Source organism: Alcaligenes sp. SMD-FA (assembly GCF_025960365.1).
GTDB lineage: Bacteria > Pseudomonadota > Gammaproteobacteria > Burkholderiales > Burkholderiaceae_B > Alcaligenes > Alcaligenes aquatilis.
The window spans coordinates 439759-452553 of record NZ_CP110108.1; the positions used below are offsets into that span (position 1 = coordinate 439759).

Consider the following 12795-nt stretch of genomic DNA (forward strand, 5'->3'; position numbering starts at 1 on the left):
AAGGTGAAGGGTGATCGGCACAATTCCCTTTGTAGCGTGGCCGTCGCCCGAAACAGGCAATGTACTTACAGACGTTCGCGTCGGTCTCCGCTCATCGTGCCCAGCATAGGGGCAGAAACATTACGCCCAATGATCATTACCTTGAACAGTTCCCCCATTTCTGCTTCGGACAGCAGCTTGTTGGCGGCACTCATGGTCTGCGCCCATTGCTGCTGGACGGCGGGTGATGGGTCTTCTGGGGGCGAGGCCAGGAAATTGGTAATGCCACAGTTCATCAGAAAGCGTGCCTGACTGGTGTAGCCCAGCACATCCAATCCGGCTTCCAAAGCGGCATCTGCCATGGCCGTGAAATCCACGTGGGCGGTGATGTCCTGCAAGCCAGCCAGAACCAGCGGTTCGGCATGGGCAAAATGGCGGAAGTGGCACATCAAGGTGCCTTTGTCACGCTGCGGGTGATAGTACTCGCGCTGCGGAAAACCGTAGTCAATCAAAATTGCTGCACCTCGTTTCAGCCAAGAGCCTATGCCGCGCACCCAGGCTTCGGCCTGCAGATTGATTTCCGATAGGTAAAAAGGCTGGGCTTGAACACGCTCGGCTACCAGCGTCGCCAGATGCTCGGGTGCCGGGCGAGTGGCCAGATAAAAAGGCGCCGGTAGGCCGTGGGCTGTGCTGTCGTCCGCCGCAATAACACCCACCTCCAGCACCTTGCCTTCTACATCAAAAGTGAACAGGCTGGTTGGCATGGCATCCAGAACCTCATTGGCCACCACGCAGCCCTTGAAGCTGTGTGGTGTGCTGTCCAGCCATTGCACTTGCGCTTGCAGGGGCGCCAGACGCTCTTGCTGACGCACACGCAGGTCAGGCGATACTTCCAGAATCGAGTATTGCGGCTCGATACCTTGCTGGCGCAGCTCGGTAATCAGCGCTTGGGCCAAAGCGCCACTGCCCGCGCCAAATTCCAGAATGTTCAGCGTTTGGCTGCCTTCCAGCACTTCCATCACCTGGCGGCTCAAGGTTTGGGCGAACAGGGGAGAGAGTTCAGGTGCCGTCGTAAAGTCACCAGTAGGAAGGGTGCTGCCAAACTTGGTGCTGCCGCCGCTGTAGTAGCCCAGATGCGGGGCGTACAGAGCATGGTGCATCCATTGATCGAAAGGCAAGAAACCGCCTTCATCCTCAATGCGATCCAGCAAGTAATGGTTGACCTGCGCGACATGTTCTTTCAGCTCGTCTGACAGGGGAGGTAAACCGTGTGGCAAGGCAGGGGCAGACAGTACGTTCATGGCGTCAGTTGGGCTCGTCGTTAGGTGTCTCGGAAGAAGCCGGGGTGGCGCTCTTGGCGCTGGCTTTTTTGGCCTCAGTCACTTGATGCAGGGTGCGGATCATGCCCACCAGCATCCCGATCAGGATGGAGGTGACAGCGGCCAGGATGAAGTTGCCGTAGATAAACCATAAAGGCAGGCACAGAACGGCCATCAGCAATATGGGTTTTTGCAGCAGAACTTTCATACACCCTCAAAAAATAGCGTGGAACCGGGGCCAATTGTAGCCCAGGCCAGTGGCGTGCTTGAGCTTGCCCACTGCTGCGTTACCATGAGCGTTTTGTCTGTTTAGCAAAGGGGTGGGGATGAACGACAGGGGACAGGCCAGCGCCTGGTTACAGGCTTGGGCCCATTTGATTCCGAATCCGGGCACGGTCCTGGATGTGGCCTGTGGCCGGGGGCGCAATGCCCGCTGGTTGGCCGAGCGCGGCAATACCGTGATTGGCGTGGATCGGGATCCGGAAGCCGTGGCAGCGACATCACCTTATGGGGAAATCATCCAGGCTGATATTGAAAACGGTCCCTGGCCTTTTGCCGGGCGCAAGTTCAATGCCCTGGTGGTGACCAAGTATCTGTGGCGTCCCTTGATGCCTACCTTGCTGGAAAGCCTGGAGCCGGGCGGGGTGCTGGTTTACGAAACCTTTGGGGTGGGCAACGAGCAGTACAACACGCCGCGTAACCCGGATTTTCTATTGCAAGCAGGGGAGTTGCTGCGTTGGTGTGCAGAGCTGGATATCGTGGCGTATGAGCATGGTTTCCGGGCTGATCCGGACCATATTGTTCAGCGCATTGTGGCGGTGCGCCCGCGTGAAGGTGGCTCTTTCAGCGATTACCGCCTGAACCCGCAGGACGGTGGTGGCAGTATCTGCGAATAAAGCGTGTTCAGTTTTGAGCCAAGTGCTGTGCTTGGCTCAACGAGGTATCCGATGTTGCTGGAGCGGGATTGTGCGTGCCGCATTTCGGCTTAAAACAGATAAGTGCGTGCCAGCATGGACAGGGCCACAACAACGGTCAGAATGCTGAAGCCTTGTTGCAAACGTAGGGGAGGGATATGAGGGGCCAGTTTTCGGCCTATTACCATTCCAACCATCGCTGCGGTCACAAATACCCAGCCGCTCACGGGAATCACCGCCCCGTGTGCCAGGCTCATGGCCGAGGCACTTAAGGAAATCAAGGCGATCAGCATCAGTGATGTGGCCACAATGCTGTGCATGGACAGGTCGCTGAAACGCTTTAAGGCAGGCACGATCAGAAAGCCGCCGCCCACGCCCAACATGCCTGAAAATAAACCCGCTACCGCTCCGATGGAGGCCAGGGTGGCTGTGCCCACTGGTGTCCAGCGCAGGCGGCCGGTTTCTGGATTCAGGCAACAGGGTGTATGGGTATGTACTGTGTCCGTAGGACGGCGCAGCATCTTGGTGGCAATCCACAGCATGATGACGACAAACAAGGTCACCAGTACTTTTTCCGGCAAGGCATGGCTGATGCGTACCCCCAGGGACGTCACCAAAGCGCCCGTGACGGCCATGAACATGGCCGCTCTATAGCGCACGATATGCTTGTATAAACCATCCAGTGCGCCCACCAGGGCGGCTGCACCCACCGCCAGCAAGGCCACAGGCGTGGCTGCCGTCATGGTGTAACCCATGCCCAGCACCAGAGCGGGCACGGCCAAAATGCCGCCCCCCGCGCCTGTCAAACCCAGCGACAGGCCAGTCAGAATTCCTAGAATAATTGCGAGTGCCATAAGCCAGATGGCGTGACCCTGGTGGGGATCACGCCTTTTTCAAAAAGCGTAGTAATGGCTTATTGTACCCTCCTAACTTCTTTTGGAAATTAGCTTATGTATAAAAGTAATTAACAGACAAGCTTTTTATGGTTTTGCGTTAGCCCGAGTTACGCAGGCCGGCTGCAATACCGTTGATCGTCAGGTGAATGACGTGCTGCTTGTTGACACCGCTGCGAGTCGGTTTGCTGGCTTTGTCACCTTGACGGCGATGGCGGCGCAGCAGCTCCACCTGCAAGTGGTTCAGCGGGTCAATGTAGGCAAAACGTTCGGCCAGGGCATCTTGCAAGGCCTGATCGTGTGCCAGCAGCTCGTGGCCGGTAATTTCACGGAACAGTCGGTGTGTCAGCTCGAATTCGTTCCGGATTTGCGTGAAGATGCCTTCGCGTAGTTCCTCGTCTTCGACCAGGCCAGCGTATTTCAGGCCGATATCCAGATCGGTCTTGGCCAGTACCTGTTCCATATTGGACAGCAGGGTACGGAAGAAAGCCCAGTCACGCGCCATGGTTTGCAGTTGGGCCAAGCGTTTTTTGCGGTTCAGGCCGTCGTTGGGCAGCCCTGATTCCAGATAGCGGTTCAAGGCCGTGCCCATGCCGTACCAGCCTGGAATAGGCAGACGACATTGCGCCCAGGAAAAACTCCAGGGGATGGCACGCAGGTCTTCAATGCTTTGTGTCGCCTTGCGTGACGAGGGACGCGAGCCGATATTCAGGCCGGCAATTTCCTTGATAGGGGTGGACTGGAAGAAGTACTGGTCAAAGTTTGGCGTCCCGTAGACCAACTGGCGATAACTTTGGTGTGCCTGCTCGGACATCCAGGCCATGGCCTCACCGTAGGCTGCCAGGTGTTCGTCGTCATTGGGCGAGCCTTTGCGTGAACCCAGGCTGGCTTCCAGCGTGGCGGCGACAAATAGCTCCAGATGCCAGCGACCCACGTCCGCATCTTTGTAGCGGCCTTGAATCATCTCGCCTTGCTCGGTCAGACGAATCTGTCCGTTCACGGTGCCGGGAGGTTGCGCCAGAATGGCGTCGAAACTGGAGCCACCGCCTCGGCCTACCGAGCCGCCACGGCCATGGAACAGACGCAGACGTACTTTACGGCGCGAGAACACCTGTGCAAATTCACGTTCAGCACGGTACAGCGTCCAGTTGGAGGTCAGATAGCCACCGTCCTTGTTACTGTCCGAGTAGCCCAGCATTACTTCCTGTACGCTGTTTTGGGCGTGACGCACACGCTGGCGGATTTCAGGCATGTCCAGCCATTCCTGCATGATTTGCGGGCCACGCTCCAAGTCAGGGATGGTCTCGAACAAGGGCACGACCATCAGACCTTGGTGCTCCGGCTCGTTGGAGTTGGGCACGATCAGGCCGGTTTCCTGTTGCAGCACCAGCACTTCCAGCAAGTCGCTAAGTGTTTCGGTGTGCGACACAATGGTTTGCTCCAGCGCGCGTGCACCAAAGCGGCGGCGGCAGTCGGCGGCTTTGCGCAGAATAGACAGCTCTTTCTCGGTTTCTTCCGAGTAGCGATACCAGGGTGATACCAGAGGGCGGTGGTGACGAAGCTCTGAGCGCAACAGGCTGATGCGGTCTTCTTCGGACAACTGGCGGTAATTGACGGGTTCGTCTTTGTACAGTGTGCCCGCCACACGGAACAACTCGTCCAGCACGCGCTCGTGTACGTCCGAGCTTTGGCGCAGATCCAAGGTAGCCAGATGGAAGCCAAAAACCTCTACGGCTTGAATCAATTCATTCAAGCGCAGGCCCGCAATGGCGCCACCTTTGTTCTCTGCCAGGGAATCGGCAATGATTTGCAGATCAGCCTTGAACTCTTGTGGGCTGGTGTAGGGCGGGGCGGTGTAAGTGGGGCGATCGGCCAGATCACGGCCCAGCAAGGTTTGCGCCGTGGCTGCCATACGGGCGTATAGATGAATAAAGCTGCGGCGATAAGGCTCGTCTACGCGGTGTGGCGAGGGGTCCTGGCTGCTGGCGGACAAGGCCGCCAGGTCTTTGCTGACGCGGTTCAATGCGTCCGATACGGAGATTTCCGTACCCAGTAAACGAATCTGCTCCAGATAGTGTTGCAGCGCGCGTGTCGATTGACGCAGCACGGCTTGCTCAACCGTTTCAGGGCCTACATTGGGGTTGCCGTCGCGGTCACCGCCAATCCAGCTGCCCATGCGCAAAAAGGCGGGCAAAGCGCGGGTTTTCTGATCCAACAGGCTTTTCTTGCCGGGCTCCAGCAAGCGGTCCAGGTCGTGGTAGAGCTGGGGAATCGTAGGCAGAAAAGTGGACCCGTAATAGGCCAACGCATTGTCGATCTCGTCCATCACGGTCAGCTTGTGATCGCGCAGCATGCGGGTTTGCCACAGCAGGGACACCAGACCGGTCAGCTTTTCCTGGGTGCGGGCCGATTGTGTAGCGCTGGCCTTGTGATCCAGACCGTTTAGCTCATCGGCAATGGCCATATGCACGGCCAGCGTACTTTGGCGCTGGACCTCGGTGGGGTGGGCCGTCAGCACCGGCATCACACACGCTTCTTGCAAATAGCGGCGAATTTTCTTGGCGCTCAGGCCCTGATCCATCAAGGTCTGAATAGCGTGTTGCAGGCTGCCCAGCAATTGCTCGGGGTCCTGCTCTTCGCGGCGACGGTTCTGGTCGCGGTCCTCGGCAATATTGGACAGGTGCAAAAAGTAGGCAAAGGCACGGGCCACGGAGCGGGCCTGCGCATCGTTCAGCTTGGGAATGTCTTTTTCCAGAATCCGTGCTTGTTGCGGATCGTGTTCACGTCTGAAACTGACAGCAGCCCGGCGCAGGGCTTCAATCAGCGTGAAGGTCGCCTTTCCCTCGCTATCACGAATCACCTCTCCCAGGGCCTTGCCCAGAAAGCGGATGTCCTGTCTGAGCAGGTTGGAAAGGTCAGGCACGGCCTGCGGCATAAGATATCTCCTGTGAACTAAGGGGTTTTGCTGCAAAGGATTCGGGGTGCCAGATCGGTAGCCGCCCGACGGTAAGACGCCTGCCCGATCTTGACGCGCACAAAGCGCCTTGGGACGTTTATGATAGGTATCTTTACATAATTTTCCTGTTCAGAGAGTAGTCATGCCCCAATATCGCTCCCGTACCTCGACCCACGGTCGTAATATGGCCGGCGCGCGTGCCCTGTGGCGCGCCACCGGTATGAAAGACGAGGATTTCTCCAAACCGATCATTGCGGTGGTGAACTCCTTTACGCAATTCGTACCGGGTCACGTACACCTGAAAGACATGGGCCAACTGGTTGCCCGTCAAATTGAAGCGGTCGGCGGTGTGGCGAAAGAGTTCAACACCATTGCGGTGGACGACGGTATTGCGATGGGCCACGGCGGCATGCTGTATTCCCTGCCTTCGCGCGAACTGATCGCCGACTCGGTGGAATACATGGTCAATGCCCACTGTGCCGACGCCATGGTGTGTATCTCCAACTGCGACAAAATCACCCCCGGTATGTTGATGGCCGCCATGCGCCTGAACATTCCTGTGGTGTTTGTGTCGGGTGGGCCGATGGAAGCGGGCAAGGTCTACTCGCCCGACGGCAAGACCGTGGTGCAAAAGCTGGATCTGGTGGATGCCATGATTCAAGCCGCAGACCCTAATGTGACTGATGAGCAGGCTGAAGAGGTTGAGCGTAGCGCTTGCCCTACCTGTGGCTCCTGTTCGGGCATGTTTACTGCCAACTCCATGAACTGCCTGACCGAGGCCCTGGGTCTGTCCCTGCCTGGTAACGGCACTATTGTTGCCACCCACGCTCGTCGTCAAGGCTTGTTCGAGCGCGCAGGTAGCCTGATCGTGGATCTGGCCAAACGCTACTACGAGCAAGACGACGAATCCGTTTTGCCACGTAATATCGCCACCTTCCAGGCTTTTGAAAACGCCATGACTCTGGACGTGGCCATGGGCGGTTCCACCAATACCGTGCTGCACTTGCTGGCCGCGGCCCAGGAAGCCGGAGTGGAATTTACGATGGCCGATATCGACAAGATTTCGCGCCGTGTGCCTTGCCTGTGCAAGGTAGCCCCCGCCACACCCGAATTTCACATGGAAGACGTGCACCGTGCGGGCGGTATCATGGCGATTCTGGCCGAGCTGGGCCGTGCCAATTTGCTGAACCTGGACGTGGGCAACGTACACAGTGGCACCCTGCGTGAAGCCATCAAGCGTTGGGACATCAAGGGTGACAACGTTAAGGCCATTAGCGACTTCTATCGCGCGGCCCCCGGAGGTATTCCGACTCAAGTGGCGTTCAGCCAGGATCGTTATTACCAGGATCTGGATAGCGACCGCGCCAAAGGCTGTATCCGTGACAAGGCCCATGCCTACTCGCAAGATGGCGGTCTGGCCGTGCTGTATGGCAACCTGGCCATCAACGGTTGTATCGTTAAAACGGCGGGTGTGGACGAAAGCATTCTGACCTTCAATGGCACGGCTCGCGTTTACGAAAGCCAGGATGATTCCGTGGCCGCTATTCTGGACGGCGTGGTCAAGGCGGGCGATGTGGTCATCATTCGCTACGAAGGCCCTAAAGGTGGCCCTGGTATGCAGGAAATGCTGTATCCCACCTCCTACCTGAAATCCATGGGTCTGGGCAAAAGCTCGGCCTTGTTTACGGATGGCCGATTCTCCGGTGGTTCGTCCGGCTTGGTGATCGGTCACGCTTCGCCTGAAGCGGCCGAGGGTGGCAACATCGCCCTGGTGCAAGATGGCGACACCATCGAGATCGACATCCCCAACCGTCGTATCCACTTGGCGATCAGCGATGAGGAATTGGCGGCGCGCCGTGCCGAAATGCAATCGCGTGGCTCCAAGGCCTGGAAGCCAGTGAACCGCGAGCGTGTTGTGTCCCAAGCCCTGAAAGCCTATGCCGCCTTGGCGACGTCAGCCGATCGTGGCGCCGTGCGCGATGTGTCGCAGCTGGATCGTTAAGCATTAGTTCTGTTGTTGCCCCCTGCTTTAGGCAGGGGGAGTCAGAGAGTCAGCTCAATCTCAACGAAGCGGCTTTGTGACAGGCTTGCTGGATTGACGATACCTCAATGCGTCATGTGATGCGCTTGCCGAATTGATAACCGGCCTCCAGCAGTGCGAACCTTGTCTATCCGAAGATCAAACAGCAGTTTTGTGGGTGTGCCATTGTACAGATGGCGTGAAACGCAGTAATCGCTGCCGTATTACCTGGAACAGCACATGTCGGGCAGGCATGTGCTGTTCGACCACAAAGGTTCAGAGATCCCGGATTTGAATCAGGGCAGGATCTTCTTCATGCTCCAAGAGCATGCGTTTGACACGATCCTGCCACAGGTCGGCGAAGCGTCCGCGATCCTGCTCGGGCAGGGTGCCTGCGATGGCCATGGGGAGTAGTTCCTGCATTTGCGGACGAAAAGGGACCGCCTCGATGTTAAATGACAGACCGATGGTCTTGCCGGTATCGCATCGGCGCATGGTCAGGAAATCGTCGATTTCCTGCTTGTATGCCAGCAGATTCTGGCGCGCGAAGTGTCGGCCCTTACCCATGCCGTGAAAGCCGGTCTCGCCTGCGGCACCGGTGATCAGGGTCAGCACCGCGCCGGTAACCCCTGTGGTCCCCTCGATGCCTTTGTTACGGATAGCGATCTGGATATCACCGCGTACCGGTATATCTGTGCCATACATTCAGGGGCTTCACAACCTCCAGCTCATGCGCAGGCCCACCTCTCGAGGGGGGCTGTAGATGGTGACCAGGCCATTCAGGAAGCCGACCGAGTCATAGCGCCGGTTGGTGACGTTGTTGGTGTAGACGGTTAGTTCCACATCCTTGAGCAGGTAGCCGGCGCTCAGGTCGATAATGCCAAAGCCGTTGCGCGAATACTTATTGGCGGCGTCCAGATAGACCTTGCTTGCGCCGTGCAACCGTGCCTGGGCGTACCAGCCGTGCTTGTCCTGGTAGCGTAGGCCGGCATAGCCGCTAATGCGGGGCGAGAAAGCGTTGTCGTTGCCGTCGTAATTGTGGGCACCGTCCTGGAATTTGCGAAATGTGCTGCGGTTCAGCGCCAGGCCCGCTTGCAGATTCCATCCTGGCGCCAGTCGGTAGTCAAGGTCGAGTTCTGTGCCTATGGAACGTCCAGTGGCCGCGTTGGTGATGAAGACCTGACCTGGTATCCCCATTTGCTGCACCTGCATTTGTCGGATGTCCATGGCGTATAGCGCGGCACTGTAGCGCAACGTATCGTTCAGCGCGATGCCCTTGGCGCCGAATTCGAGTGCCCATACCTTCTCGGGCTCGTATTCGTGATAGGAGGGCGGTGCGAATGCGTTAAAGCCGCCGGCGCGATAGCCTTCCGACAGGCTGGCATACAGGTTGGTATTCGGGTTCGCAGCATACTGTACGGCCAGCTTGGGGGAAACCTGCGTATAGGTGCGTGACTGCCGATCTTTGCCAGGCATGTCGAAGCTGATGCGGGTCTGCTCCAAGCGCCCACCTGCGACCAATGACCAAGGGCCAGATAGGGGAATCGTCCAGTGTGTGAACAGTGCGGCAGTGCGCTGTTTCTGGAGTCCCTTGGTCAGGGTTAGGGCCATGGGTGTTTTCTGGCTGAAGGACAGGTCCTGTTTGTCGTCATCCAGGTACAGCCCGGCCAGCCAGCGTGTCTGGCCCGCTGCGCCTCCCTCCAGGCGCAGTTCCTGTGACAGGGTGGTGAATTCGTGTCTGCGCCCGATGTGCATTATGTCGACCGGCTGGAAGTCAGTGTCTTGCTGTAGGTCGTCCACGTAGGTGTTATGCGCAGTGGTCGAGCGCAGACGGATGCTGGAGTCGAATTGGTGCGTGACATCTAGCGACCAGGCACGAGCCGTGGAGCGGTTCCAACCCTCGGTACCGGAGCGTATCTCGGTGCGTTCCGGCGAGGAGGGGGAGCCCCAGAGCGAGGCTTGATCGCGGTACTCATTTTGGGTGTAGCGCAGAACGGCGTCGGTGCGTGTCCCAGGTGTCCAGCGCAAGGCGAACCGGCCGCTGCGCCGTATCTGGCCACCGTCCTTCTGGTCTAGCCAGGTGTTTTCCAAGAAACCATCCTTGCGGCTGAAGGAGCCCGCAATGCCCAGAAACAACTGGTCCTGCACCAGAGGATGGCTGAGGTCAAAGCGCAGGGCGCGCCGTTTATGGTTGCCTGCCTCGGCGGAAATGAAGGCATACGGTGTGTTGTCGGGCTTGCGGGTCGTGATGCTGATGACGCCCGCCTCAGCGTTGCGACCGTATAGCGTCGACTGTGGCCCCTTCAGGACTTCCACCTGTTCGACACCGAGCAGTGGATCGTCGAAACCTTGTCCGCGTAGTGTGGCGACTCCATCGACGATCAGTGCGACTGAGGAAGAAAAGGAGGTTACGTTGGCATTCAAGCCACGGATGATGGGGGGGGTGAGGCCGGATTGTCCCATGTGCTGGAAGCTCAGCCCGCTGACCATGCCTGTCAGTGTTTCCAGGCTTTGTGCACCTTCTTCTTCGAGTGTCAGCCCATCGACGACAGAGATAGATGCCGGTACGGTCAGGATATCCTCATCCTGCTTTTGCGCATGAACGATGATGGCAGGCAGACCGAGGGCCTGATGTGCTTCTGATGGCGTGTTGGCCGCTGGCTGATTCTGCGAAGTCTGCCCCAGTGCGGGGAGACTCATCTGGAGGAGCGCTGTGCCGTATACCGCCGTGATTGCGTGCAGGCGGATGTGTCTGTGAGTTGGGCGGAGTCTGCGGGATGCGTGTTTCATCTCGTATGCGTTCCTTGTCTGCGGATGGGGCAAGGCCATCGTGGATCAATATTCGGTACCTCTTGAAATAGTAGCGACGAATGAGAATGCTTAATGTTCACATTCGTATGCAAAGAGACATTATTCCTATGCGAGCCGCAAATTCGGTTCCAGGATGCTAGTGGCACGGTCCTATTCCGTGCGTTGCATGTCCAGGCATTCCCCATGATCAGGATGCGTCTGTTTGGCTTGTGGGTAGTACTTACGCTAGGAGTTGATCCTGAATGGAGCAGCCAACTGCGCTGCCCGTCCCTTACAATCGAACTATTGTTCACTTTGTGTAGAGAGCCTGCGCCATGACTGATGATCAACGCGCTTTGCAAGCCAGTATCCGTGTGGAATTGGACGTAAAGGATCATTTTGATGTTCAGCAAGAAATCGAACATCGCGTCCGCTTTTTAAGTGATTATCTGTTGCGTACTGGTTGCCGCAGCCTGGTTCTGGGGATTAGTGGTGGTGTGGACTCCCTGACAACCGGGTGTCTTGCGCAGCGAGCCGTCGAGCAGGCACGCGCGCAAGGTCATTCGGCGCAATTTATCGCGGTGCGTTTGCCTTATGGTGAACAGGCTGATGAGAAAGACGCCCAAGATGGCCTGAAGGTCATCAATCCTGACCAGATTTTGGTTGTTAACGTCAAGCCCGCCTCTGATGCCATGATGGACCAACTGCTGGCCAGCGGCCTGACGTTCCGCGACGCGGCGCAACAGGACTTCCTGATGGGCAACATCAAAGCTCGTCAGCGTATGGTGGCGCAGTATGCGATTGCAGGGGCGAATGGGGGCTTGGTGGTTGGCACTGACCACGCTGCTGAAGCCTTGATGGGTTTTTTCACCAAGTTCGGTGATGGCGCTGCTGATATCACTCCCTTGGCGGGTTTGAATAAACGACGCGTGCGCGCCTTGGCGACGGCAATGGGCGCATCCGACGCCCTGGTGTTCAAAGTTCCCACCGCTGATCTGGAAAGCCTGACTCCTTTGAAGCCTGACGAAGACGCTTTTGGTGTCAGCTACGATCAGATTGATGATTTCCTGGAGGGCAAGGTCATTGAGGATGAAGCCGCGCAGATCATCATCAAGACTTTCCGTGCTTCGGCCCATAAACGTGCGTTGCCGGTGGCGCCCTGACCATGAGCGCCAAACCTGCCGAGAGCAATGTCAAAACGGCGTTGCGCGTCATTGAGATCATCGAGCTGTTTGCACGCGAGACGCGGCCATTAGCGCTTTCTGAAATGGCTCGCTTGCTGGATGCGCCTGTGTCCAGTTGCCTGGCTTTGCTGCGTACCTTGTCTCGGCAGGGCTATATCTACGAGACGGGACGCCGGCAAGGTTATTACCCGACGGGCCGTTTGCTGGCGATGGCTCAGCGCATTTCTCAAGCAGACCCGATACTGGAAAAAGTCCGTCCCAGCCTGGAAGAATTGCGCGACACCACGCAGGAAACCGTGGTGTTCGGCAAGCTGGATTTAGACAAGAAAGTGGTCTATGTGGAGGTAATTTCTTCCCCGCACCCTATTCGCTATGTGGCGGTGGCCGGCACTCAGCGCCACGTTCATGCCAACTCCATTGGTAAAGCCTTGCTGTCCCAGATGACACGGGAAGAGCGTTCCCAGCTTTTAGGTGACGGGCCTTTGGAAGCCTTTACCAGCAAGACCTTGACCAGCTTGGACAGTTTGAATGCTGACCTTGAAACTGCGGCACAGCGTGGCTGGTACAGCAATATGGGTGAGTCCATGTCCGATGTGGGCGGTATTGCCTGGCCGATACGGATATCGGGTGGGGTGTATGCCATCTCCATTGCAGGCCCTGTTTATCGTATTGAACAGAACCTGCAAAATTACGCGGAGCGTCTGCGTGTAGCCTGCCGTTTTATTGAAGAGGCCTAGAGC

Annotated in this window: 10 protein-coding genes; 4 read left to right on the forward strand and 6 right to left on the reverse strand. The window is 57.5% G+C overall.

The window, feature by feature from the left end:
• Positions 1-65: 65 nt before the first annotated feature.
• Together OKX01_RS01970 and OKX01_RS01975 are read right to left on the reverse strand one after the other, a co-directional pair.
• Positions 66-1280 carry a class I SAM-dependent methyltransferase gene (locus tag OKX01_RS01970; protein WP_264672362.1) on the reverse strand — a complete coding sequence of 405 codons (1215 nt, stop codon included), beginning with the start codon at positions 1278-1280 and terminating at the stop codon, positions 66-68.
• Between the two features lie 4 nt (positions 1281-1284).
• Positions 1285-1506 carry a hypothetical protein gene (locus OKX01_RS01975; protein ID WP_108728206.1) on the reverse strand — a complete coding sequence of 74 codons (222 nt, stop codon included), beginning with the start codon at positions 1504-1506 and terminating at the stop codon, positions 1285-1287.
• 118 nt (positions 1507-1624) lie between these two features.
• Here OKX01_RS01975 and OKX01_RS01980 point away from each other — a divergent pair, with 118 nt between their 5' ends.
• The gene (locus OKX01_RS01980) at positions 1625-2194 is read left to right on the forward strand and encodes a class I SAM-dependent methyltransferase (protein ID WP_230018928.1); all 570 of its coding nucleotides are present in this window, start codon (positions 1625-1627) and stop codon (positions 2192-2194) included.
• Positions 2195-2283: 89 nt separating this feature from the next.
• On the opposite strand, the gene OKX01_RS01985 is transcribed toward OKX01_RS01980, so the two are convergent.
• On the reverse strand, positions 2284-3066 hold the full coding sequence (locus OKX01_RS01985) for a sulfite exporter TauE/SafE family protein (protein WP_108728204.1): 783 nt from the start codon (positions 3064-3066) through the stop codon (positions 2284-2286).
• A 139-nt stretch (positions 3067-3205) separates the two neighbouring features.
• Positions 3206-6040 carry a phosphoenolpyruvate carboxylase gene (ppc, locus tag OKX01_RS01990; protein ID WP_094195483.1) on the reverse strand — a complete coding sequence of 945 codons (2835 nt, stop codon included), beginning with the start codon at positions 6038-6040 and terminating at the stop codon, positions 3206-3208.
• A 163-nt stretch (positions 6041-6203) separates the two neighbouring features.
• On the opposite strand from ppc, the gene ilvD reads away from it, so the two are divergent.
• Positions 6204-8063, forward strand: a complete 1860-nt coding sequence (gene ilvD / locus OKX01_RS01995; RefSeq protein WP_264672363.1) for a dihydroxy-acid dehydratase — start codon at positions 6204-6206, stop codon at positions 8061-8063.
• Between the two features lie 294 nt (positions 8064-8357).
• Here ilvD and OKX01_RS02000 read toward each other — a convergent pair whose 3' ends face one another.
• A complete protein-coding gene (locus tag OKX01_RS02000) occupies positions 8358-8786 on the reverse strand; it encodes a hypothetical protein (RefSeq protein ID WP_264672364.1) in 429 nt (142 codons plus the stop codon).
• A 9-nt stretch (positions 8787-8795) separates the two neighbouring features.
• A complete protein-coding gene (locus OKX01_RS02005; RefSeq protein WP_264672365.1) occupies positions 8796-10781 on the reverse strand; it encodes a TonB-dependent receptor in 1986 nt (661 codons plus the stop codon).
• Positions 10782-11206: 425 nt separating this feature from the next.
• On the opposite strand from OKX01_RS02005, the gene nadE reads away from it, so the two are divergent.
• Both nadE and OKX01_RS02015 read left to right on the forward strand, forming a co-directional pair.
• The gene (nadE, locus tag OKX01_RS02010; protein ID WP_108728197.1) at positions 11207-12034 is read left to right on the forward strand and encodes an ammonia-dependent NAD(+) synthetase; all 828 of its coding nucleotides are present in this window, start codon (positions 11207-11209) and stop codon (positions 12032-12034) included.
• A gap of 2 nt (positions 12035-12036) precedes the next feature.
• The gene (locus OKX01_RS02015; protein ID WP_264672366.1) at positions 12037-12792 is read left to right on the forward strand and encodes an IclR family transcriptional regulator; all 756 of its coding nucleotides are present in this window, start codon (positions 12037-12039) and stop codon (positions 12790-12792) included.
• Positions 12793-12795: the final 3 nt, after the last annotated feature.